The organism is Amycolatopsis sp. NPDC104587, assembly GCF_055583645.1.
This window is the reverse complement of sequence record NZ_JBVJNO010000023.1, coordinates 1-21,340: the sequence shown is the minus strand read 5'-3', so window position 1 is coordinate 21,340 and position 21,340 is coordinate 1. Positions and strand designations below refer to the sequence as shown.

The 21,340-nt window shown below is 70.3% G+C and carries 20 protein-coding genes and 1 pseudogene; 13 read left to right on the top strand and 8 right to left on the bottom strand.

What is annotated here, in order from left to right; translation table 11 throughout:
* Positions 1-12: 12 nt before the first annotated feature.
* Positions 13-1,338 carry an APC family permease gene (locus ACZ61C_RS45000; RefSeq protein ID WP_465314112.1) on the bottom strand — a complete coding sequence of 442 codons (1,326 nt, stop codon included), beginning with the start codon at positions 1,336-1,338 and terminating at the stop codon, positions 13-15.
* Complete coding sequence (locus ACZ61C_RS44995) at positions 1,335-2,210, bottom strand: carbon-nitrogen hydrolase family protein (RefSeq protein WP_465314111.1); 876 nt, start codon at positions 2,208-2,210, stop codon at positions 1,335-1,337. Before ACZ61C_RS44995 ends, ACZ61C_RS45000 begins: the two co-directional genes overlap by 4 nt.
* A 75-nt stretch (positions 2,211-2,285) precedes the next feature.
* Here ACZ61C_RS44995 and ACZ61C_RS44990 point away from each other — a divergent pair, with 75 nt between their 5' ends.
* Positions 2,286-2,990, top strand: a complete 705-nt coding sequence (locus ACZ61C_RS44990) for a FadR/GntR family transcriptional regulator (RefSeq protein WP_465314110.1) — start codon at positions 2,286-2,288, stop codon at positions 2,988-2,990.
* 257 nt (positions 2,991-3,247) lie between these two features.
* Complete coding sequence (locus ACZ61C_RS44985; protein WP_465314109.1) at positions 3,248-4,474, top strand: alpha/beta fold hydrolase; 1,227 nt, start codon at positions 3,248-3,250, stop codon at positions 4,472-4,474.
* 1 nt (position 4,475) lies between these two features.
* Here ACZ61C_RS44985 and ACZ61C_RS44980 read toward each other — a convergent pair whose 3' ends face one another.
* Both ACZ61C_RS44980 and ilvA read right to left on the bottom strand, forming a co-directional pair.
* Entirely contained in the window at positions 4,476-5,042 is a 567-nt protein-coding gene (locus ACZ61C_RS44980) for an NADAR family protein (protein ID WP_465314108.1), read from the bottom strand.
* A 21-nt stretch (positions 5,043-5,063) separates the two neighbouring features.
* A complete protein-coding gene (gene ilvA, locus ACZ61C_RS44975) occupies positions 5,064-6,320 on the bottom strand; it encodes a threonine ammonia-lyase IlvA (protein ID WP_465314107.1) in 1,257 nt (418 codons plus the stop codon).
* An 88-nt stretch (positions 6,321-6,408) separates the two neighbouring features.
* Between ilvA and ACZ61C_RS44970 the strand changes: the two genes are divergently transcribed.
* Entirely contained in the window at positions 6,409-6,909 is a 501-nt protein-coding gene (locus ACZ61C_RS44970; protein WP_465314106.1) for a SigE family RNA polymerase sigma factor, read from the top strand.
* A complete protein-coding gene (locus ACZ61C_RS44965; protein WP_465314105.1) occupies positions 6,906-7,889 on the top strand; it encodes a hypothetical protein in 984 nt (327 codons plus the stop codon). The genes ACZ61C_RS44970 and ACZ61C_RS44965 overlap by 4 nt, the downstream gene beginning before the upstream one ends.
* An 8-nt stretch (positions 7,890-7,897) precedes the next feature.
* On the opposite strand, the gene ACZ61C_RS44960 is transcribed toward ACZ61C_RS44965, so the two are convergent.
* On the bottom strand, positions 7,898-9,322 hold the full coding sequence (locus ACZ61C_RS44960; protein WP_465314104.1) for a short-chain fatty acyl-CoA regulator family protein: 1,425 nt from the start codon (positions 9,320-9,322) through the stop codon (positions 7,898-7,900).
* Positions 9,323-9,551: 229 nt separating this feature from the next.
* On the opposite strand from ACZ61C_RS44960, the gene aceA reads away from it, so the two are divergent.
* The 4 genes and pseudogenes from aceA (at position 9,552) to ACZ61C_RS44940 (ending at position 13,403) form a co-directional block, all read left to right on the top strand.
* Positions 9,552-10,832 (top strand): isocitrate lyase, encoded by a 1,281-nt coding sequence (aceA, locus tag ACZ61C_RS44955; protein ID WP_465314103.1) that lies wholly within the window; start codon positions 9,552-9,554, stop codon positions 10,830-10,832.
* A gap of 95 nt (positions 10,833-10,927) precedes the next feature.
* Positions 10,928-12,535 carry a malate synthase A gene (aceB, locus tag ACZ61C_RS44950; protein ID WP_465314102.1) on the top strand — a complete coding sequence of 536 codons (1,608 nt, stop codon included), beginning with the start codon at positions 10,928-10,930 and terminating at the stop codon, positions 12,533-12,535.
* A 131-nt stretch (positions 12,536-12,666) separates the two neighbouring features.
* Positions 12,667-12,900 (top strand): annotated as a pseudogene (locus ACZ61C_RS44945) (DUF899 family protein); the annotation flags it as partial.
* Positions 12,901-12,935: 35 nt separating this feature from the next.
* Entirely contained in the window at positions 12,936-13,403 is a 468-nt protein-coding gene (locus tag ACZ61C_RS44940; protein ID WP_465314101.1) for a DUF899 family protein, read from the top strand.
* On the opposite strand, the gene ACZ61C_RS44935 is transcribed toward ACZ61C_RS44940, so the two are convergent.
* A complete protein-coding gene (locus tag ACZ61C_RS44935; protein ID WP_465314100.1) occupies positions 13,383-13,916 on the bottom strand; it encodes a TetR/AcrR family transcriptional regulator in 534 nt (177 codons plus the stop codon). The genes ACZ61C_RS44940 and ACZ61C_RS44935 overlap by 21 nt on opposite strands.
* 90 nt (positions 13,917-14,006) lie before the next feature.
* Between ACZ61C_RS44935 and ACZ61C_RS44930 the strand changes: the two genes are divergently transcribed.
* The 3 genes from ACZ61C_RS44930 to ACZ61C_RS44920 all read left to right on the top strand — a co-directional run bounded on the left by ACZ61C_RS44930 (position 14,007) and on the right by ACZ61C_RS44920 (position 15,548).
* Complete coding sequence (locus ACZ61C_RS44930) at positions 14,007-14,465, top strand: nuclear transport factor 2 family protein (protein ID WP_465314099.1); 459 nt, start codon at positions 14,007-14,009, stop codon at positions 14,463-14,465.
* A gap of 57 nt (positions 14,466-14,522) precedes the next feature.
* Positions 14,523-15,302 carry a class I SAM-dependent methyltransferase gene (locus ACZ61C_RS44925; RefSeq protein ID WP_465314098.1) on the top strand — a complete coding sequence of 260 codons (780 nt, stop codon included), beginning with the start codon at positions 14,523-14,525 and terminating at the stop codon, positions 15,300-15,302.
* Between the two features lie 117 nt (positions 15,303-15,419).
* Positions 15,420-15,548 (top strand): hypothetical protein, encoded by a 129-nt coding sequence (locus ACZ61C_RS44920; protein ID WP_465314097.1) that lies wholly within the window; start codon positions 15,420-15,422, stop codon positions 15,546-15,548.
* A gap of 12 nt (positions 15,549-15,560) precedes the next feature.
* On the opposite strand, the gene ACZ61C_RS44915 is transcribed toward ACZ61C_RS44920, so the two are convergent.
* A complete protein-coding gene (locus ACZ61C_RS44915) occupies positions 15,561-16,838 on the bottom strand; it encodes a glycosyltransferase family 4 protein (RefSeq protein WP_465314096.1) in 1,278 nt (425 codons plus the stop codon).
* 114 nt (positions 16,839-16,952) lie between these two features.
* Between ACZ61C_RS44915 and ACZ61C_RS44910 the strand changes: the two genes are divergently transcribed.
* A complete protein-coding gene (locus ACZ61C_RS44910) occupies positions 16,953-18,716 on the top strand; it encodes a glycoside hydrolase family 2 protein (RefSeq protein WP_465314095.1) in 1,764 nt (587 codons plus the stop codon).
* A gap of 100 nt (positions 18,717-18,816) precedes the next feature.
* On the opposite strand, the gene ACZ61C_RS44905 is transcribed toward ACZ61C_RS44910, so the two are convergent.
* Positions 18,817-19,935, bottom strand: a complete 1,119-nt coding sequence (locus ACZ61C_RS44905) for an ROK family transcriptional regulator (protein ID WP_465314094.1) — start codon at positions 19,933-19,935, stop codon at positions 18,817-18,819.
* Positions 19,936-20,023: 88 nt separating this feature from the next.
* Here ACZ61C_RS44905 and ACZ61C_RS44900 point away from each other — a divergent pair, with 88 nt between their 5' ends.
* Entirely contained in the window at positions 20,024-21,253 is a 1,230-nt protein-coding gene (locus ACZ61C_RS44900; protein ID WP_465314093.1) for a YbiU family protein, read from the top strand.
* The last annotated feature ends 87 nt before the right edge of the window (positions 21,254-21,340 follow it).

The following is a 21,340-nucleotide window of genomic DNA, read 5'->3' as shown; positions in this document are numbered from 1 at the left end:
AGACGGCCGGACCTACTCCTCGAAGGTCATCTCCGGCGGCGGCCGCCGGAAGCCGCGGGTGATCGCCGCCAGCACGATGATCCCGATCGCCAGCCAGACCAGGCCGAAGACCAGCGCGATCCCGTCCAGGTTGACCAGTAGCCACAAATCGACCACGGCCCCGATCGCCGGCGCGACGATCCAGGTAAGCACGCGTTTCCCGGCCCGGTCCCGCAGCCACGTCGCGAGCACGCTGACGTTGACGAACGTGAACGCGGTGAACGCCCCGAAGTTGATGAACGACGTCGACGTGCTGACGTCCAGCGTCAGCGCCACCAGCCCGACGGCACCGGTCAGCACGATGCCGAACACCGGCGTCGCGAACTTCGGCTGGAGCTTGCCGAAGACTCGCGGCAGCACACCGTCGCGGCCCATTGCGAACATCAGCCGCGACGCGCTCGCCTGCGCCGCGATCCCTGACGCGAACTGCGCGACGACCAGGCCGGCGAGGAAGAACGACGCGAACAGGTTCCCGCCGATCGTCGTCGCGATTTCGAACGCGGCGGACGACTCGTCGGTGAACGAGCTGCCGGGGTGCGCGAGCTGGGTGAAGTAGGCGAGGACGACGAAGATGCCACCGCCGATCAACGCGGTCAGCAGGATGGCGCGGGGGATCGTCCGGCGCGGCTCAGTCGTCTCTTCGGTCAACGTCGTCACGGCGTCGAAGCCGAGGAAGGAGTACGTCGCGAGCGCGGCGCCGCCGGAGATCGTGCCCAGCGTGCTGCCGGGGTGGAAGAACGGCTGCGTGCTCGCCAGCGAGCCGCCGACGTGCAGCACCTGTTTGACCGAAAGAACGACGAAGAACCCGATCACCAGGATCTGGAACGCCATCAGCACGAAGTTCGCCTTCTCGGCGATCTTGATGCCGAGCACGTTGAGGATCGTCGTCAGCGCGATGAAAGTGATCAACCAGATCCAATTGGGCACGCCGGGGAACTCGGCCGAGAGGTAGGCGCCCCCGATCAGCCAGATCACCATCGGCAGGAAGAAGTAGTCGAGCAGCACGGCCCAGCCGACGAGGAATCCGGCGCGCGTGTCGACCGATTTCCGGACATAGGTGTAGGCCGAGCCGGCGACGGGGTGGGTGGCGGCCATCTTCCCGTAGCTCGCCGCGGTGAACAGCATCGCGACCAGGGCGAGGAGGTACGCCGACGGCACGGTGCCTTCGGTCGTCGTCGCGACGATGCCGAAGGTGCCGAGCACGATCAGCGGCGCCATGTAGGCGAGCCCGAACAGGACGACGCCGGGCAGCCCGAGCCGGCGCTGCAGGGTCGCCGGAGTCGCGGCCGTGGAGGTCATCGGTCGTCTCCTTCTTGTGGACGCCAGCGGTCCGGGTCGATCCGGCCCTGGTAGAGCGGCAGGCTCAGGGGTGCGTCGGCGGTGGTGAACTGCTCCCACATCCGGTTGGTGCCCGCGGTGCCGTCCCGGCGAACGCGCGCCACCTCGTCGAGGTCGATCGTGTGGGCGAGGACGCCGTGGTCGTTTCCCGGCAACGCGCCGAGGACATCCCCCTCGGGTCCGACGAGCAGGCTGTCGCCCATGCCGAGCGGTCCGGCCGTGTTCACGCTGGCGACGAAGACCTGGTTGACGATGGCGTTCGCCCGGGCCAGGACGAGCTCCTGCGCGCGGTCGGGCGTGGTGGTCTGGACGGGGTTGAGCACCAGTTCGGCCCCCATCCAGGCGAGGTGCCGGGTCACCTCGGGGAACCAGGCGTCGTAGCAGATCGAGAACCCGACGCGGCCGGCTTCGGCCAGGTCCGCGACGACGAAGCGGTCACCCGGGTCGTACGGCTCGTGCGGCCGCCACGGGAAGACCTTCCGGTACCAGCCCGTCAGCTCGCCGGCCGGGGAAAAGACCAGGGCGGTGTTGAACAGCTCGCCGTTGTCGCCTTTTTCGCAAACGGTGCCGGGCGCGAGCCAGATCCCCAGGTCGCCGGCCAGCTCGCCGAGCTCCTTCGTGCGCGGTCCGCGCAGTGGCTCGGCGGCGGCGCGGAGTCGCTTCGTGCGCTCGTCGCCTTCGCCGTCGACGCCGCAGAGGTGCAGCTCGGGGAAGGCGGCCAGGCGCGTGTCCGGAAAACGGCGAAGGACGGCCTCGACCTCGCCCGCGAACCCGTCGTCTCCGGCAGGTCGGGGCGGCGCTTGCACCAAGGCGATCGGCAGTGGTCGCGGCATGGACGAAAAATAGTCCATCTTGAGCACTTAAACAAGAGTGCTCAAGATGAGCAGTTTGTGCGGTACGGTCGGTTCATGGGCACGGCAGACCTGGGCGCCCCGGCGCTGACCGGCATCCGGCGGCTGTCCGCGCTGGACACCGTCCGCGCCCGCATCGCGCTGGCCGTCGAGCTCGGCCTGCTGAAGCCGGGGGAGCGCCTGCCGTCGAACGCCGAGATCGCCCGGGCCCTCGGCGTCGCGGAGATCACCGTCCGGCGGGCCCTCGAGTCTCTGGCCGACGACGGCCTGATCGAACGCCGCCGAGGCCGGGGTGGCGGCACGCTCGTGGCCGAAGATCCGCCGACGGAGCAGGTCCGCGAGGTCGGCGCCTACCGCGAGTCGGTGCCGGAGGTTCGCGAACTGATCGACCACCGCCTGGTGCTGGAAGTGGGCCTGGTCCAATTTGTGGCAAAACGGCCGCCGGACCTCGCGCGCCTGCGGACGCTGGTCGCCCGGATGGACACGGCGGCGGGCTGGGTGGAGTTCCACGAGCTCGACGCGGACTTCCACCGGACCGTCGCCGCCCCCGGGCCGGCTGCGGCCGTCGCGCAGTACGAAGTGGTGCTGGCCGAGCTGTACCGCTTCTACCTGCCGTACCCGATGGAGAAGCTGCGGGAGTCGAACCGCGACCACGGCCGCCTGGTGAAGGCCCTGGCCGCCGGCGATCCGGATGCCGCGGCGCGCGTGACACGGAAGCACGTGCGCGGCTTGCACCAGACGATGTTCATGGGCTTGGGCTGAGTCTCAGGGCCTGTGGTCCGAAATCCGACAGCGGCTCCCGATGGCCGTTCGGCGGTGACCATCGGCTGATCGGCCGATCTCCGCCCTTCCCGCGCGCGGCAGCCTGGGCCCATGTCGATCACCCGGTTCGCTGTCCCGCTGCTCACCGCGGCGGCGCTGCTGCCCGCCGTCCCCGCGGTCGCCGCCGCGGACGAGCTCTCCTGGCAACTCTGCTCCGCCGTCGCGAAGGGCTGGGACCCCGGGGACACCCGCACCGAATGCACGCTGGTCCCGGTCCCGCTGGACTACGCCGATCCCGGTGGTCCGAAAATCGACGTCGCCGTCAGCCGCATCCGGGCGACGGGCGACCGGACCGGCGCAGTGCTGCTGAACCCGGCGGCCCCGGTGTCCACCACGACCTCATCGGCTTCGACCCGCGCGGCGTCGGCTACAGCGCAGACCTGCCGTGTTCGGTCGACGTCCAGGAACCGGACCCGGGCGTACCTGACAAGGAGAAGGCCCGCGAAGCCGCGGAGCGTGCCGCCGAGGCGAACCGCAAGTGCGTCGACGCCCACCCGGGCTTCGTCCGGAACCTGACCACGCCGACCATCGCCCGCGACCTGGACCGCATCCGCGAGGCTCTCGGCGAAGCCAAGATCGGCTACTACGGCGTCTCCTGGGGCACCGCGCTCGGCGCGCAGTACCGGACACTTTTCGACGCCCACGTCGACAAGATGCTGCTCGACTCCGTCATGCCGCCGGACCTGAACGTCACGGCGATGGACGACGGCCAGGCGACCGCGGGCGAGAACACCTTCCACGACTTCGCGTCGTGGATCGCCCGCTACGACGCCGTCTACCGTTTCGGGACCGCGGAGCGTGTCGTCGCGAAGGCCCTGCTCGACCTGCGCGCCGAGCTCACCGCGCACCCGCGGGGCGAGCTCGACGGCGCGACGGTGAACGGCATGCTCGCCAACCCGCGCCGCGAGTGGGCCGGCCTGGCCCGGCAGCTCGCCGACATCCGCGACGGCGCAACAACTTCACCTGATCGAGTGGCACCGAGCGGTGGCCTCGGCTGGGACGGTGAGCCGCACGCGTTCAACCACTTCCAGCAGACAGCCCTCCTCTGCAACGAGTCACCGAGCCCGCGCGACTTCGAGACCGTCTGGCAGCACCGTCTCGATCGCACGCAGCGCCTGCCGGTCGCCGGCGGCTACGGACTCTACGAACAGCTCTGCGTCGGCTGGCCGCTGGCCGCCCGGCCGTGGTCGTTCGAAAAAGGGACAAGCCCGTTGCAGCTGGTCGGCCACACCTTCGAGCCGGTCACGCCGATCGGCTGGGCGCTCGCGATGCGGCAGCGGATCGGCGGCGCGCTGATGACGATCGAGGACGACGTCCACGGTTCGCTGTCGTCGCTGCCCTGCGCCGACGCCGCTGTCGCCTTTTTCGACACGGGCAAGACGACAACGGCGTCGTGCGCGGGTGCGCCGATCCCGGCGCCCTGACTCAGCGGGCGCGCAGCTGGTCCCGGACCTCCATCAACGCGAAGCCGAGCAGGTTCAGCCCGCGCCAGTAGTCCGGCTTGGTCGCGTTCTTCTCTTCGCGCGCGAGGCCCGTGCCCCAGATCAGGTCCTTCTTCGACGCCTCGACGAGCACGGTGTCCCCGGTCCCCAGCAGGAACCGCCGCAGGTCGCGGTGGGCGCGAAACTTGCCCAGGTTGCCGTCGACGACGATGTCGAACCGGTGCCGCTCCCAGACCTCGGCGTCGTAGTCGGCGACTTCGCGGCCGAGCACCTTCGCCGTCTTCGGGTCCGGAGCGGCGAGGATCGCCGAAGCCTTCTCGTGGTCGCCGAACAGCTCGGCCTTGCCGGCCATCATGTAGTGCTCGGCGGTCGGGTAGACGACGCCGTCGACCTCGAACGGGTCGACCCACCACTGGCTCAGGCAGCTCGCCGTCACCCGCCCGGACTTCGAGGGCGTGTGCCCGTAGAACAGCAGGTACTCGGGCTCCGCACCCTCGTGGACCTTTTCGCGCAACGCCTCGACACTGCGGATTCCGTCGACCTTCACCATCCGCCTAGTCCACCACAACCGTCAGAGCAGGAAGTGGAACAGGGGGCTGCCGGGCTCGATCCGCTCCACCTGCAGGGGGCTCGCGTCCATCCGGGCCAGCAGCCCCGGAAGGTCGGATGATCGGGCGATCTCCACGCCGACCAGCGCCGGGCCCATCTCGCGGTTGGTGCGCTTGACGTACTCGAAGCGCGTGATGTCGTCCTCGGGCCCGAGGACCTGCTCCAGGAACCGCCGCAGCGCGCCCGGCTCCTGCGGGAACCCGACCAGGAAGTAGTGCTTCAGCCCTTCGTGCATCAGCGAGCGTTCGAGGATCTCGCTGTAGCGGCTGACGTCGTTGTTGCCCCCGGAGACCAGCACGACGACGGTCTGGCCCGGCTCCACCCGCACGACCGTCCCGAGCGCCGCCGCGGCGAGCGCGCCCGCGGGTTCGGCGATGATGCCGTCGGACTGGTACATCGCCAGCATTTCGGTGCACACCGCGCCCTCGGCGACCGACGTCAGCTCGGCGCCGCTCTCGCGGATCAGCGGATAGGTGACGCCGCCGGCTTCACGCACCGCGGCGCCGTCGACGAACGAGTCGAGCTCGGGCAGCCGCACCGGCTGCCCGGCCGAGAGTGCCGCCGCCATGCAGGCCGCGCCGGCCGGTTCGACGCCGACGACACGGACCTCGGGGTGCCGTTCGCGCAGCCAGCTGCCGACGCCGGCGAGCAGCCCGCCGCCCCCGACCGGCACGACCACGACGTCCGGGACGAAGCCGAGCTGCGCGACGACCTCCAGGGCGACCGTGCCCTGGCCGGCGACGGTGCGGACGTCGTCGAAGGCCGGCACGAGCGTCGCCCCGGTGCGCCGGGCGTCCTCGTTGGCCGCGGCGAAGGCGTCTTCGTACGTTTCGCCGACAACGATGACCTCGATGTGCGCGCCGCCGAGCGTCGCGATGCGTTCGCGCTTCTGCCGCGGCGTGGTCCCCGGGACGTACACACGGCCGTTCGCGCCCAGCCGCCGGCACGCGTACGCGACACCCTGGGCGTGGTTGCCCGCGCTGGCGCAGACGACGCCGAGCGCACGCACGTCCTCGTCGAGCTGGACGATGAAGTTGTAGGCGCCGCGGATCTTGTACGACCGGACGGTCTGCAGGTCCTCGCGCTTCACCCAGACCTGGGCGTCCACCCGGGACGACAGCCGCGCGCTCGGCTCCAGCGGCGTCCGGGTCACCACCCCGGCCAGCCGCTCGGCGGCCTTCTCGATCGTCGCCGCGGTCACCGTGTCGATGTCGTGCACCCGGTTGAATCTACGACTCGCGCGTCCCGGGCAACCTCCCGGCCCTCCGGGCCCATCAAAGTGGTGACGAACAGGATGGGGGACGCCGATGGACGCCGGTTTCACGGACTTCGTGACGGCACGGGCCGGCTGGCTCCGCAAGATCGCGTACCTGCTGTGCGGGGACTGGCACCGGGCGGACGACCTGGTCCAGTCGGCGATCACGCGGCTGTACACGAACTGGGCGCGGGCCGCCCGGGCGGACAACCTCGACGGGTACGCCCGCCGGACGCTGGTCAACACGTTCCTCGCCGAGCAGCGGACGTCGTGGTGGCGGCGGGTGGATTTGCGCGAAATCGACCACGACCCGCCACCCAGGTCCGGCTCGGACGTCGAACTGGCCCTCGACCTGCGCGCGGCCCTGGAACGGCTGCCGGCGCGGCAGCGCGCCACCATCGTCCTGCGTTACTTCTGCGACCTGCCGGTCGCGGACACCGCGCGGGCGCTGGGGTGCTCCGAAGGCACCGTCAAGAGCCAGACCTCGAAGGCCGTGGACACGCTTCGCGAGCTGCTCGGCGAGCCCATCGGCATCACGGAGGGACCAGCATGACCGACTACGAGCTGACCACGATGCTGAAGGACCTGGCCGACGCGCCCGCGCCGCCGTTGTCGATCGACGTCGACCGCGCCCGCCGCGCCGGGGCCCGTATTCGTCGCCGCCGGACAACCGCGCTGGTCGTCGGCTGCGCCGCGGCGGTGGCCGCCGGAGGCCTGACGGCCGTGACGGCGTTCCGGCCCGCTCCGCCGGCCGCACCTGCGCCCGCGCCGGTGGCCGTGGCGCCCGGGCCCGTCACGCCGCCGCCACCCGACAACCCGCTGGTGACGAAGGCGAGCTTCGGCTGGCTGCCGGAGCAGATCACCGGTGTCGAGTACGGCGCCGGCGGACACGGCGACTACGCCCTGGCCATCGGCCGCGGCGAGCTGTCGCCGATGATCTGGGTCTCGGTCTCCGACCGCGAGCCCCCCACCCCGCGCGACCTGGGCGGCGAGCCGAAGCAGATCCCGCAGCGGATCGGCGGCCACGAGGGGTATTGGCTCACGACGGACGCGAACGACCCCCTCAACCACGGCGACGCCTACCTGCGCTGGCCCACGCCGGACGGCCGGTGGGCGCAGCTGCACGCGTACTACCTCGCCGTGCCCGACCTGCAGCAGGTGCTGACGCGCGTGGCCGACGATGTGACGTTCGCGAACAAGCCGGTGCCCCTGCCGCTGCACATCTCCAGCCTGCCGCCGTCGTTCCACCTGGCCGACGCGGGACTGTGGCGCCGCCCGGACACCGACGGCGTCCCCTGGCGGGCGGTGCTGCAGTATTCGGTCAACGGCGCCCTCGCGTCGATCACCGTCTCGCTCCCGGGCGGCCACGCGGACGGCCTCGGCACGCCCGTGTGCACCGAGAAGAACGGGCTGCAGGCCTGCGTCGCGATCGACCAGCCGAAGGCCGCCGGCCTCGACGCGCAGGAGCTGCTGAACCGGATCACGCTGATGGGGCCCGACGAGGGGACGTGGACTCCGCACGTCATCGGATGATGGGATGATCAGCCCTTCGGCACCGCCGGGTAGGGGACGAAGGTGCTGGTGTTCTCGTCCACGGTGAGCTGCTTGCCGATCGTGGGGAACGCGCGCTGTGAGCACGCCGGGCGTTCGCAGACTTTGCAGCCCATTCCGATCGGCGTCGCCGCGGCGGGCTCGTCGAGATCGAGACCGGTCGAATAGACGAGCCGCCCGGCGTGCCGCAGCTCGCAGCCCAGGCCGACGGTGAACGTCTTGCCCGGGCTGCCGTACCCGCCGATGTTGCGCGAGACGGTGCGGGCGATCCAGAAATAGCTCTTGCCGTCGGGCAGCGTCGCGATCTGCGTCAGGATCTTGCCCGGCTGGGTGAACGCCTCGTAGATGTTCCAGAGTGGACAAGCGCCGCCGACCCGGGAGAAGTGGAAGCCGGCCGCCGACTGCCGCTTCGACATGTTCCCCGCCCGGTCCACGCGCACGAAGGAGAACGGCACACCGCGTGCCTTGGGACGCTGCAAAGTGGACAGCCGGTGGCACACCGTCTCGAAGCCGACGCCGTAGTGGTCGCACAGCCGCTCGATGTCGTAGCGGAACCGCTCGGCCGCGGCCAGGAACGGTCCATAGGGGAGGATCAGCGCCCCGGCGAAGTAGTTCGCCAGGCCGACGCGGGCGAGCGACCGCGCCGCAGGACCGGAAAACGCCCACGAGTCGGCCAGCTCGGTGATCAGGTCGTCGTACTCGACGAGGGCGATCTGCGAAGCCATCCGGAATGCCTGCTGCCCGACGCGCAGGCTCGGCGCCAGCCGCAACGTCCGGGTGTGCGGCTCGTAGCGGTGCTGCTGACCTGCGGATTCGTCGATGCCGTCGCTGGTCACGTCGATGCCGTAGCGCTGGGACAGGCAGTCCTTCAACGCGCCGAGCACTTGCCCGCGCTGGAGCGGGATGTCCGCCGCCATCTTCTCGGCGCGTTCGTCGAGCTCGGCGACGTAGTTCTCGCGCTCGTAGAAGAAGTCGCGGACCTCCTCGTGCGGCAGCGCCGAGGCCGCGCTGCCGTGCAGGCCCAGGCCGTTTTCGGTGGTGAGCGCGGCGGTGTTCTCGACGGCGTGGCGGTAGCTGCGGTGCAGCTTGACCAGGGCCTGGGCGATCGCCGGCAGGTTGGTCGCCAGCTCGTTGAGCTCGCTCGTGGTGACGTCGACGCCGAGGGACTCGTCGAGCAGCGCCTCCTTGACGTCGGCGACCAGCCGGGACGTGTCGTTGTTGGCGAAGAACTCGGTGTCCACGCCGAACGCCTGCGTGATCCGCAGCAGCACCGGGACGGTCAGCGGGCGCGAGTTGTGCTCGATCTGGTTGAGGTAGCTGGGTGAGATCTCCAGCACACGGGCCAGGTCGGCCTGGCTCATCGCCCGGCTTTCGCGAAGGTGCCGCAACCGCGCGCCGGCGAAAGTCTTCTCCATTCTCGCCCTCCTTTCCGGAAGGTTTCCGGTCCTGAACGGTTACGTGAACGGTCAAGAACGCGGATTTTCGGGCTGGTTGCGAACTGGCGATTCGCAACCTTTGCAAAGAGCGTACGGACCCTTCGCACAAATTGGCAAATTGGATAGCTGGACCGGATTTTCCCTGCCATGCAAGGGTCGGATCAGGCAAGGCGAGCAATCGCAAACTTCGCAACACCGGGAGAGTCCGATGACGGAACAGGCCAAGCAGGCGGCCGCGGAGCTGGCGGCGCAGTGGGCGAGCGACCCCCGCTGGGCGGGCGTGCAGCGCTCCTACTCGGCTGAGGACGTCGTCAAGCTGCGCGGCAGCGTCGTCGAGGAGCACACCCTGGCCCGCCGCGGCGCGGAGAAGCTGTGGGACCTCCTGCACACCGAAGACTACGTCCACGCGCTCGGCGCCCTGACCGGCAACCAGGCCGTCCAGCAGGTCCGCGCGGGCCTGCAGGCGATCTACCTGTCCGGCTGGCAGGTCGCGGCCGACGCCAACCTGTCCGGCCAGACCTACCCGGACCAGAGCCTCTACCCGGCCAACTCGGTGCCGGCCGTGGTCCGCCGCATCAACAACGCGCTGGGCCGCGCCGACCAGATCAACTGGGCCGAGGGCAACACCGACATCGACTGGTACGCGCCGATCGTCGCCGACGCCGAGGCCGGCTTCGGTGGCCCGCTCAACGCGTTCGAGCTGATGAAGGGCATGATCGCGGCCGGCGCCGCGGGTGTGCACTGGGAGGACCAGCTCGCGTCCGAGAAGAAGTGCGGCCACCTCGGCGGCAAGGTCCTCATCCCGACCAAGCAGCACGAGCGCACGCTGAACGCCGCCCGCCTGGCCGCGGACGTGCTGAACGTGCCGTCGCTGATCGTCGCCCGCACCGACGCGCAGGCCGCGACGCTGCTGACCAGCGACGTCGACGAGCGTGACCAGCAGTTCCTCACCGGCGGCCGCACCGCCGAGGGCTTCTACGAGGTCACCAACGGCATCGACCCGTGCATCGAGCGCGGCCTGGCCTACGCCCAGTACGCCGACCTGCTCTGGATGGAGACCTCGGAGCCGGACCTCGAGGTGGCGCGCAAGTACGCCGAGGCCATCAAGGCGAAGTTCCCGGACCAGATGCTGGCCTACAACTGCTCGCCGTCGTTCAACTGGAAGAAGCACCTGGACGACGCGACGATCGCGAAGTTCCAGCGCGAGCTCGGCCACATGGGATACAAGTTCCAGTTCATCACGCTGGCCGGCTTCCACGCGCTGAACTACTCGATGTTCGACCTGGCGCACGGTTACGCCCGCGAGGGCATGACCGCCTACGTCGACCTGCAGGAGCGCGAGTTCGCTTCGGAGAGCCGCGGTTACACCGCCACCAAGCACCAGCGCGAGGTCGGCACCGGCTACTTCGACAACGTCGCGACGGCGCTGAACCCGGAGAGCTCCACCACCGCGCTCAAGGGCTCCACCGAAGAAGCGCAGTTCCACTGATCCCGGCCGCGGCCTGACGGCGTCCCCCCCCCTCGCCGTCGGGCCGCGTCCCTCCCCTTCTTTCCTTCCCTGCCCACAGCTCGCGGAGGCATCCCATGGTCGATCGACTGAACTACCGCATCGAGGTCACCGGGCCGGTCGAGGGCCGGTTCGCCGAAATCCTCACCCCGGCAGCACTCGACTTCCTGGCCAAGCTGGACAACACGTTCGCCGGCCGCCGGCGCGAGCTGCTCGACGCCCGCCGCGTGCGGCGCGAGGAACTGCAGTCCGGCGAGAAGCCGCTCGGCTTCCTCCCGGAGACCCGCCGGATCCGCGACGACGAGTCGTGGAACGTCGCGCCGACCGCGCCGGGCCTGGAAGACCGCCGCGTCGAGATCACCGGCCCGACCGACCGCAAGATGACGGTCAACGCGCTGAACTCCGGCGCCAAGGTGTGGCTGGCGGACTTCGAGGACGCGACGTCGCCGACGTGGCACAACGTCATCGACGGCCAGCTCAACCTCTTCGACGCGATCCGCCGCAACATCGACTTCACGACCGACGCCGGCAAGCACTACACGATCGGCGACGACCCGGCGACGATCGTCGCGCGGCCCCGCGGCTGGCACCTGGTGGAGAAGCACATCCGCATCGACGGCCGTCCGGTGTCGGCGAGCCTGGTCGACTTCGGCCTGTTCTTCTTCCACAACGCTCGTCAGCTGCTGGCTCGCGGTGTCGGCCCGTACTTCTACCTGCCGAAGCTCGAGAACCACCTCGAAGCGCGGCTGTGGAACGACGTCTTCCTGCTGGCGCAGCGCGAGCTCGGCATCCCGCGCGGCACGATCCGCGCCACGGTGCTGATCGAGACGATCACCGCCGCGTTCGAGATGGACGAGATCCTCTACGAGCTGCGCGAGCACGCCGCGGGCCTCAACGCGGGTCGCTGGGACTACATCTTCAGCATGATCAAGAACTTCGCCGCGCACGGCGCCGACTTCGTGCTGCCGGACCGCGCTCAGGTCACGATGACCGTGCCGTTCATGCGGGCCTACACCGAACTGCTGGTGAGCACCTGCCACAAGCGCGGCGCGCACGCCATCGGCGGCATGGCCGCGTTCATCCCGAGCAAGGACCCGGAGATCAACGCGACCGCGGTCGAGAAGGTCCGCGCCGATAAGGAACGCGAGGCCGGCGACGGTTTCGACGGGTCCTGGGTTGCGCACCCCGGCCTGGTCCCGATCTGCCGCGAGGTCTTCGACGGCGTCCTCGGCGGCTGGCCGAACCAGCTGGGCAAGCTGCGCGACGACGTCCAGGTCTCCGCCGAGGACCTGCTCGACGTCGCGAGCGCCGGCGGCGAGGTCACCGAAGCGGGCGTGCGCGCGAACATCAACGTCGCGCTGCGCTACGTCGACGCGTGGCTGCGCGGCACGGGCGCGGCGGCGATCCACAACCTGATGGAGGACGCGGCGACCGCGGAGATCGCGCGGTGCCAGGTCTGGCAGTGGATCCGCAACGGCACGAAGCTCGAGGACGGCACCGCGCTGACCCGCGAGCTGGCGGTCGAGTACCTCGACGACGAGCTGGCCTCGGTGCGCGCCGAGCTGGGCACGGGCAACCGCCTCGACGACGCGTACGCGATCTTCACCGAAACCGCGCTGGGCGAGAAGCTGCCGAGCTTCCTCACCACCGGCGCCTACGCGCGGTATCTCACGGACGCCCGGTAGCAGGGCCCCGGTCACCCCTACCTGACGAGGGGTGACCGGATATCCACACTGGTTGGGATGGTGTGGTCCGGAACTGGTCCGGTGGCGGCGGCTCCCCGCCACCGGACCAGTTTCCTGCGTATGTTTCCCGGATGAGCATCGATTTCCCGGGAGAGTCGCCCGAGTATCGCGCCGCGCGTGACCGGCTTCTGGAACGCGAAGCCGGACTGCGTCGCGAGATGGAAGCCGTCGCCGCGCAACGCCGTGAGCTCCCGCCCGGCGGTCTGGTGCCCGAGGACTACGTCTTCGAGGGCGACGGCGGATCGGTCCGGTTGTCGGACCTTTTTTCGCCGGGGAACGACACCCTGGTCGTCTACCACTACATGTTTCGCGCGACCCCGGTGACGACCGGCCGGGTCCGGTGTCGGGGGAGAGCGCGCAGCTGCCACTGGGGCAGGGGCCGTGCCCGTCCTGCACGGCGTTGCTCGACCAGCTGGACGGCATTGTGGAACACGTCGCGCCGCACGTCGACTTCGCCGTTGTCGCGCGAGCGCCCATCGGGCACCTGCTGACGTTCGCCGCCGAACGCGGCTGGCGACGGCTGCGGCTCGTGTCGTGCGCGAGCACCACGTTCAGCCGGGACTACCGGGCCGAGACCGCCGAGGGCGACCCGCGGCCGATGCTCAACGTCTTCCACCGCGGCGACGACGGCATCCGGCACTTCTGGGGTTCGGAGCTGCTCTACGCGCCGGCCGAACCGGGACAGGACCCGCGCCACGTCGGGACGCTCGAGCCCGTGTGGAACCTGTTCGACCTCACGCCGCGCGGCCGTGGTCCGGATTGGGACGAACAGCTCGCGTACGACGCGCTACCGCCGAGCTGCCACTAGGACCTTCGCCGCTTCGCGCGCTGTGTCGGCTTCGCCCGGGTCGCCGGTGATCGCGGCGAGGACGGTCGCGCCCTCCATCAGCGAGAACAGCTGGTCGGCGGTGCCTTGGTCGGAAACGAGACCACGCAGGTAGGCCCGGACCTCGTCCTTGTGCTTGCGGATCGCGGCGGCGATCGCCGGCGCGGGATCGCCGAACTCGCCGAACGAGTTGACGAACGCGCAACCGCGGAAGCCCGGCTCGGCGAACCAGTTCTTCAGCCAGCGGAACACGGCGATCGGGTCGTCGCCGCGGGCGTGGACAAAATCGCGCAACGACTCCCGCCAGCGTTCGTCGCGGCGCAGGAGGTAGGCCTCGACCAGGTCGGTCTTCGCGGGGAAGCACTGGTAGAGCCGCTTGAGCGAGACGCCCGAGCGCGCGCGGACGGCGTCCATCCCGACCGCCTGCACGCCGTGGGCGTAGAAGAGGTCTTCGGCGGCTTCCAGCAGCCGGTCGGTCGCCTCCGTGGGATTCATGTCACCTGCCTCTGGTGTGGAGAATGCTCGTTCTCTAGTCTAGCGGGACCGCTGGAGAACGGACGTTCTCCACGTCCGGAAGGAGCCGCCATGACCCCGCGCCCGCCTTTCCCGCCGTTCGACGAGGACACCGCCCGCCAGAAGGTCCAGGCCGCCGAGGACGCGTGGAACACCCGCGACCCGGAGCGGGTCTCACTGGCTTACACGGAGGATTCGGTCTGGCGGAACCGCGACCAGCACGTTGTCGGCCGGGCTCGGATCGTCGAGTTTTTGACCACGAAGTGGGAGCGCGAACTGGACTACGCGCTGCGCAAGGAGCTGTGGGGTTTTCGCGGCAACCGCATCGCCGTCCGGTTCCAGTACGAGTCCCGCAACGCCGGCGGCCAGTGGTTCCGCAGCTACGGCAACGAGCTGTGGGAGTTCAGCGACGAAGGCCTGATGCGCCGCCGCGAAGCGAGCATCAACGACATCCCGATCGCGGAGGCGGACCGCCGCATCTTCGGCCCGCGCCCAGAGTCCGAACACGGCCTGCTGCTGCCGGTCTTCTGAGTCCGCCCTCAGCGGAACCACGCCTGGACCGGCGTGGCCGTCGGCATGCTCGGGACCATGACGGCACCGGCGTTCGGCGGCGAAGTGAGCGAGTACTACCAGCGGTTCCGCCGCGGCTACCCGCCCGAGGTGGCGGACGCGCTGGCCGCGGCGTTCGCCGTGACGCGCGAGGACGTCGTCCTCGACCTCGGCTGCGGCACCGGCCAGCTCACCCGGGTCCTGGCGCCGCGAGCCGGGGCCGTGCTCGGCATGGACCCGGAGCCCGCGATGCTGGCCCAGGCCCGCCTCGCGACGGCCGAGCCGAACGTCAGCTGGCTGCTCGGCGCGGATTCCGACGTCGGCGCGCTGTTGTCGCTTTTCGGCCCACGCCGGTTCGCGGCCGTGACGGTCGCGCAGGCGTTGCACTGGATGGACCACGAGCGGCTGTTCACCGACGTGCGCCCGCTGCTGCGGCCCGGCGGCGGTGTCGCGGTGGTGACCAACGGCGAGCCGCTGTGGCTTCAGGACAGCGCTTGGTCGGAGGCGCTGCGCGAGGTCGTTTCCGACCATCTCGGCATTCCACTGCACCGGACTTGCGGCACCGACGAGGCGAGCCAGGAGCGCTACGCGGCCGCGTTGTCGGCGGCCGGATACGCCGTCGACCTGCGGGTTGTCGACTATGTGACCACGCTGACCGTCGAGGAGATCGTCGGTGGAGTTTTTTCGGCGATGAGCCCGGACCAGCTGCCCGCCCCCGCCGAGCGGCCGGCGTTCACCGAGCGCGTCCGGGCAGCGGTGACCCCGCACGGACCGCTCCGGGAGCACGTCGTGGTGCGGATCTTGACCGGGACGCACTGAGCGGACGAACCGGTCACGGAAGGCGAATACGTACTGGTCCCTACTGTTTCGCTTATTGTTTCCCAGGGGTACGGGACGGATGCTCACTGCGAAGCAGCACCCTCCCGAGGAGTCCCCATGACCAGCAAGTTGAGAGCGGTTGTCGCCGCCGTCTTCGTCGTGTTTTCGTTCTCGTTCGGCGCCGTCGTGACCACGACCGCGCCCACCGCGGCCCGGCCGGACTGCGTCCGGCCCTGCCACTTCTGAGCCGCGCGCTACCTACAGTTCCGGGATCCCAGCCGCGACCGGCTCGAACGCGTTGCCGGTGGCGATCTTCGGCCGCGGCAGTTCGACCGGTTCGCCCGCTTTCGCCCGCCGGTAGACGGCGACGGTCGCCTCGGCGATCCGGCCCCAGTCGAAGTCCGCGGCCAGCCGGGACTTCGCCGCTCGCGCCCGTTTCTTCGCGGCCTCGGCGTCGCCGAGCACCGTCGTCACGGCGTCGGCCAGCGCGCTGACGTCGCCAGGGCTGAACGCGAGCCCGGTCTCGCCGTGCACCACGACCTCGCCGAGTCCGCCGGCGGTCGACGCCACGAGCGGCGCCTTCGCGGCCGCGGCCTCCAGCGCGACGATCCCGAACGGCTCATACCGGCTGGGCAGGACCACGGCGTCGGCCGCGGCCAGCGCCGCACGCAGGTCGCGGTCGGACAGGTGCCCGACGAAGTCCACCGCGCGCCGCACCCGTAGCTTTCGCGACTGCTCGACGAGCTCGTCGAAGTGTCGTCCTTTTCCGGCGACGACGACACGCGTGCCGGGGTGCCGGCGCCGGATGCGGGGGAGTGCGGCCAGGAGGTCCTGCACGCCCTTCTCCCACTCGAGTCGTCCGAAATAGAGCAACAGCGGCGCCCCGGCCGGGCTGTAGACCTCGCGGGCCCGGGCGATCTCGGCGGCCGGCACCTGCCACCCGCGTTCCTCGATGCCGTTGTGGATCACCGTGACGTCGGCGGCTTCGACCTCGAAGAGGTGCGCGACCTCGCGGCGCATGGCCTGCGAGCAGGTGATCAGCGCGTCGGCGCGGTTGGCCAGCCACCACTCGACCGAGTGAACTTGCTGGTTCAGCGGATGCGACAGCCAGCCGGAGTGCCGGCCGGCCTCGGTCGCGTGGATCGTGCCGACCAGCGGCACCCGCGCGGCTTCGGCGATCGCGATGGCCGGGTGCGCGACGAGCCAGTCGTGCGCGTGCACGACGCCCGGCTGCCAGCTGCGCAGCAGGTCCTGCGCGGCGCGGATCATGGCGTGCCCCATGGCTAGCGTCCAGGCGACGAGGTCGCGCTCGAAGGTCACGTGCATCGGGTCCTCGGCGACCCGGATGATCCGCACGCCCTCGACGACCCGGTCGGTGCGGGGGTGGGTCCCGGCGTCGGTGCCCGCGGCGTGCCGGCAGAGGACGACGACCTCGTGGCCTTGTCGCGAAAGGTGACAAGCGAGCGCGTGCACGTGCCTGGCCAGGCCGCCGATGGCCACTGGCGGGTACTCCCAGGACAGCATCAGCACACGCATGCGCAGAGGTTACTCGCGAGTCAAGACGGGTCGGGACGAGCCCGTGCGGGCCGCCCGGATGCGTGTGACGCCGGTCACTGGCGCGCGTGGGGATCTCTGCGACGATCGACGACGATGACTTCTCCCGAGGACACCGGCTGGCGCCAGCTCGACCCGCCGTTGCCGACCCCGTGGACTGCCGAGGTCGGCCCGGCGAACGCGCTGCCCGAGTACCCGCGGCCCCAGCTGACGCGGCCGCGCTGGCTGAACCTCAACGGCGTCTGGGAGTACGCGGGCTGGCCGTCGTCGCCGGATGAACCACGGCCGTCCGGTTACGCCGAGCGGATCCTGGTGCCGTTCCCGCCGGAGTCGGCGTTGTCCGGAATCGGACGACGCGACGAGGTCCTCTGGTACCGCCGCCTCGTCGACATCCCGGACGACTGGCGCGGCGATCGTGTCCTCCTCCATTTCGGCGCGGTCGACCAGACGGCGAAGGTGTGGGTCAACAACCAGCTCGTCGCCACACACGAAGGCGGCTACACGTCCTTCAGCGCAGACATCACCGACGTCCTCCGTGCGACGGGTCCCCAGGAGCTGACGGTCCGAGCCGAGGACCGGACCGACATCGAGCCCTTCCCGGTGGGCAAGCAGCGCAACGCGCCTGGCGGGATCTGGTACACGGCGTCGTCCGGAATCTGGCAAACGGTGTGGCTCGAGCCAGTGCCCGCCGCTCGCGTCTCCGGGCTCGAACTGACTCCGGACCTCACCGGAGTGACGGTGTTCCCGCAGGTCACCGGCGGCGCGGAGGTCGTGGTCGTCATTTCGGCAAACGACGCCGAAGTGGCTCGTGGGTCGGGCGCGGCGGGGACGTCGGTGCGTGTGGAGGTTCCCGAGCCACACCACTGGACGCCCGACGACCCGCACCTCTACACGCTGAGTGTCCAGCTCCTCAACGGCCACGGCTCGGTGCTCGACGAGGTCGGCAGCTACATCGGCCTGCGGACGATCGGCCTGGTCCCCGACGACCACGGCCGCCCGCGGATCGCGCTCAACGGCCGGGTCACCTTCCTGCACGGCCCGCTCGACCAGGGCTACTGGCCGGACGGCATTTCGACGGCTCCCACGGACGACGCGCTGCGCTTCGACCTCGAAAAGACGAAGGAGCTGGGCTTCAACTTCGTCCGCAAACACGTCAAGGTCGAGCCGGCTCGCTGGTACTTCTGGGCCGACACGCTGGGCTTGGTCGTCTGGCAGGACATGCCGTCGCTCACCGCGTCGTTCGACGGCCCGCCCGGCATCGCGCCCGACCCGGTCCCGCAGGCGCAGGAGCGGTTCGAAGCGGAATTGATCGAAATGATCACTCAACTGCGGGCGGTCCCGTCGATCGTCGGCTGGGTGCCGTTCAACGAGGGCTGGGGCGAGTTCGACACGGCTCGTGTCGCGGAACTGGTCAAAGCCCTCGACCCGACCCGCCTGGTGATAGCGAACAGCGGCGTTAACTGCTGCTTCTCCCGCCCCGACACCGGCGCGGGAGACGTCTACGACGACCACACGTATGTCGGCCCGGGTTCGCCCTCGGTCTCCGACGGCCGGGCAGTGGTCGACGGCGAGTACGGCGGCCTCGGCCTGGTCCTGGATGACCACCGCTGGCCGGGCCCGCCGAACGCGTACGAAATGACGCCGACGTCGGAGCGGCTCACCGAGCGCTACGCGGAGGTGAGCGGTGCTCTGGAGCGAGTGGTGAGGGAGCGTGGGCTGTCCGGCGCGGTCTACACCCAGACGACTGATGTCGAGAACGAGGCCAACGGTCTGCTCACGTACGACCGGCGAGTGGTCAAGGTGGACACCGAGGCGGTCGCGAAGTGCGTGCGCGCGGTGATCGAGGCGGGTTCGTCCTGATGGTGATGCCGTGGCTGATTTTCGGCAACGGCGCGGGGCAAGCGCTCTGACGGTGTTGTCGATTCAGCGACAACGGCGCCCCCGTTGACCGAAACCGTGGTCAGCTTTCGGCCACCGCCCTGACCAGGCTTTCCCGTCCGTGGTCGAGCGCCGACAACAGCGCGCCGCGCAGCGCCGCCGAGTCCGTCACCTCTCCGGCTTCGACCCGGACCGGACCGGGCGCCGTCGCGCGGACCGTTTGCCGGATTTCGGCCACGAGTCCCGGCCGGCTTCCCGCGGGGCCGCCCAGCAGCACCAGGTCCGGGTCGACGATCGTGCAGATCGCGGCCACGGCCCGGCCGAGCGTCGCGCCCAGCAGCCGCTGCCGTTCCGCGGCAACAGCGTCCCCAGCCGCGGCGGCGTCCAGCGTGGTCACCATTGTGACGACGTCCAGCGAGGGCGCGTCCGACCGGCCGAACCCCTGGTCGGCGAGGGTCGAGGCGAGCGTTGAGCCCGAGCTGTCGAGGTACCCGATCTCGCCCGCCAGGCCGTGTGTCCCGCGCACGAGCTGGTCGCCGACGTACAAGCTGACGCCGAGCCCGGCGCCGACGTAGACGTACGCGAAGCTCTTCGCATCCCGCGCGCCGCCCTCGCGCCGTTCGGCCAGCGCGGAGAAATTGACGTCGTTGTCGAGCAGAACGTCACGCCCGATCTCTCCGGCCCGGAGCGCACCTTCGGGAAACGGTGACCCCGGCAGCGCGACGACCTCGTGCGTGACCGGGTCGACGGGGTTGGCGACCGAGATCGCGGTCGCCCGCACCGGCCCCGGTCCGGTGGCGCCCGCCGCAGCGACGGCCTCCCGGACCGCGATGGTCATCGGCCTGTCGTCCGGTGGGCGCCGGTCGGTGGCCAGGACCGTTCCGGTCAGGTCGGTCGTCACGGTGCGGATGCCCTGCTGGTTCACCTCCGCGGCGACAACCCGGCCGGCGTCGGCGGCCAGCTCGTAGAAGGTGGCGATCCGGCCACGGCGGCCGGTCTGGTCGGTGCCGGTCGCCTGCAGCGCACCCGCGGTCTCCAGCCGCCGGACGGACTCGGAGATCGTCGGCTTCGAGATCCCGGTCGTCGCGGCGAGCTCGGCGCGCGTCGTCCGTTTTTGGACGAAGACCTGGTCGAGCACCGCACGGTCGGTCATGGCCCGCAGCATCGCCAGGCGCGGAAGCGGCCGGTCGGGGTCGGACATCGCACCTCTTGTGGCGGGGAACAGACAGGGGTTACCGTAGCCGGGACATTCTAGTAAGGAGTCCTAACCAAAAGCGCGGAGGACACCGATGACCACCATAGAACTGCCCGCGAACATGTCCGAGGCCATCGCGCGGACCAAGCACGACCTGCGTGCCCGGATCGGCGACGTCGCCGGCGCGTTCGCCGAAGTCCGGGAGTGGATGCTGCGAGAGGTGGACGCGGTCGCCGCCGACCAGGGCGCTTTCCCCGTGGTCCGGTTTCACGACATCGCCGAGGGAACCGTGCCCCAGCAGGCGCTCGACGCCATCCGTCGTCGCGGCTGCGCCGTCGTCAAGGGCACCTTCGCGCGCGAAACGGCCGAAGCCTGGGACAACGACCTCGCCGCCTACCTCACGGACAACAACTTCGCTGGCACCTACGAAGGCCCAGCCGACGATGTCTTCGCCGGCCTCGCTTCCGGTCAGCCGCAGATCTACCCGGTCTACTGGTCGAAGCCCCAGATCCAAGCTCGCCAGCACGACCACATGGTCGCCGTCCGGCGGTTTCTCAACTCCTTCTGGCGGCACGAGTCCGAGGGCCGCGTCTGGTTCGACCCCGATCGCGACACGGCCTACCCGGACCGCATCCGTCGGCGCGCCCCCGGCTCGGCGTCGCTCGGACTGTCCGCCCACACCGACTCCGGATCGGTCGAACGCTGGCTGCTGCCCGCCTATCAACAGGTCTTCCGGCACGTCTTCGCCGGAAACTGGGGCGCCTACGACCCGTGGGACGGCGCCCACCGCACCGAGGTCGACGAGTACCCGTCGACGGTGATGTGCTCGACCTTCCGCACCTTCCAAGGCTGGACGGCGTTGTCGGAAATGCGACAAGGCGACGGCGTCCTGCACGTGGTCCCGATCCCGTCGGCGATCGCGTACGTCCTGCTTCGCGCCCTCCAGGACGATATCCCGGAAGACGACCTGTGCGGCGCGGCCAACGGCCAGGCGCTGCCCGTCGACGACAAGTACCACGCCGACCTGCTGCCGGCGCTGACCTCGATCCCCGACGTCGAGCCCGGCGACACGGTGTGGTGGCACGGCGACGTCGTCCACGCGGTCGCCGACGGCACCAACCCGGACCGTTGGGGAAACGTCATGTACATCCCGGCGAGCCCGCACTGCGCGAAAAACGCCACGTACGCCAAAAAATGCGGACGCGCATTCCTGGCCGGCGCCAGCCCGGGCGATTTTGCGCCCGAAGACTACGAAGTGAACTGGACCGGCCGGGCGACCGTCGACGACCTCAACGCCGTCGGGCGCGAGCAGTTCGGCCTGTGAACGGCGCCGGGGGGGGGGGGGGGGGGGGGGGGGGGGGGGGGGAGGGGGGAGGGGGGGGGGGGGGGGGGGGGGGGGGGGAGGGAGGGA

What these genes read in the sequence shown, in the direction of transcription:
- ACZ61C_RS44920 (WP_465314097.1), top strand. Translation starts at nt 15,420, where the DNA reads ATGACCAGCAAGTTGAGAGCGGTTGTCGCCGCCGTCTTCGTCGTGTTT.
- ACZ61C_RS44935 (WP_465314100.1), bottom strand. Translation starts at nt 13,916, where the DNA reads ATGAATCCCACGGAGGCGACCGACCGGCTGCTGGAAGCCGCCGAAGAC.
- ACZ61C_RS44970 (WP_465314106.1), top strand. Translation starts at nt 6,409, where the DNA reads ATGGACGCCGGTTTCACGGACTTCGTGACGGCACGGGCCGGCTGGCTC.
- ACZ61C_RS44980 (WP_465314108.1), bottom strand. Translation starts at nt 5,042, where the DNA reads ATGGTGAAGGTCGACGGAATCCGCAGTGTCGAGGCGTTGCGCGAAAAG.
- ACZ61C_RS44965 (WP_465314105.1), top strand. Translation starts at nt 6,906, where the DNA reads ATGACCGACTACGAGCTGACCACGATGCTGAAGGACCTGGCCGACGCG.
- ACZ61C_RS44915 (WP_465314096.1), bottom strand. Translation starts at nt 16,838, where the DNA reads ATGCGTGTGCTGATGCTGTCCTGGGAGTACCCGCCAGTGGCCATCGGC.
- ACZ61C_RS44930 (WP_465314099.1), top strand. Translation starts at nt 14,007, where the DNA reads ATGACCCCGCGCCCGCCTTTCCCGCCGTTCGACGAGGACACCGCCCGC.
- ACZ61C_RS44905 (WP_465314094.1), bottom strand. Translation starts at nt 19,935, where the DNA reads ATGTCCGACCCCGACCGGCCGCTTCCGCGCCTGGCGATGCTGCGGGCC.
- ACZ61C_RS45000 (WP_465314112.1), bottom strand. Translation starts at nt 1,338, where the DNA reads ATGACCTCCACGGCCGCGACTCCGGCGACCCTGCAGCGCCGGCTCGGG.
- ACZ61C_RS44900 (WP_465314093.1), top strand. Translation starts at nt 20,024, where the DNA reads ATGACCACCATAGAACTGCCCGCGAACATGTCCGAGGCCATCGCGCGG.
- aceA (WP_465314103.1), top strand. Translation starts at nt 9,552, where the DNA reads ATGACGGAACAGGCCAAGCAGGCGGCCGCGGAGCTGGCGGCGCAGTGG.
- ACZ61C_RS44910 (WP_465314095.1), top strand. Translation starts at nt 16,953, where the DNA reads ATGACTTCTCCCGAGGACACCGGCTGGCGCCAGCTCGACCCGCCGTTG.
- ACZ61C_RS44985 (WP_465314109.1), top strand. Translation starts at nt 3,248, where the DNA reads ATGCACGCTGGTCCCGGTCCCGCTGGACTACGCCGATCCCGGTGGTCC.
- aceB (WP_465314102.1), top strand. Translation starts at nt 10,928, where the DNA reads ATGGTCGATCGACTGAACTACCGCATCGAGGTCACCGGGCCGGTCGAG.
- ACZ61C_RS44990 (WP_465314110.1), top strand. Translation starts at nt 2,286, where the DNA reads ATGGGCACGGCAGACCTGGGCGCCCCGGCGCTGACCGGCATCCGGCGG.
- ACZ61C_RS44925 (WP_465314098.1), top strand. Translation starts at nt 14,523, where the DNA reads ATGACGGCACCGGCGTTCGGCGGCGAAGTGAGCGAGTACTACCAGCGG.
- ACZ61C_RS44995 (WP_465314111.1), bottom strand. Translation starts at nt 2,210, where the DNA reads ATGCCGCGACCACTGCCGATCGCCTTGGTGCAAGCGCCGCCCCGACCT.
- ACZ61C_RS44960 (WP_465314104.1), bottom strand. Translation starts at nt 9,322, where the DNA reads ATGGAGAAGACTTTCGCCGGCGCGCGGTTGCGGCACCTTCGCGAAAGC.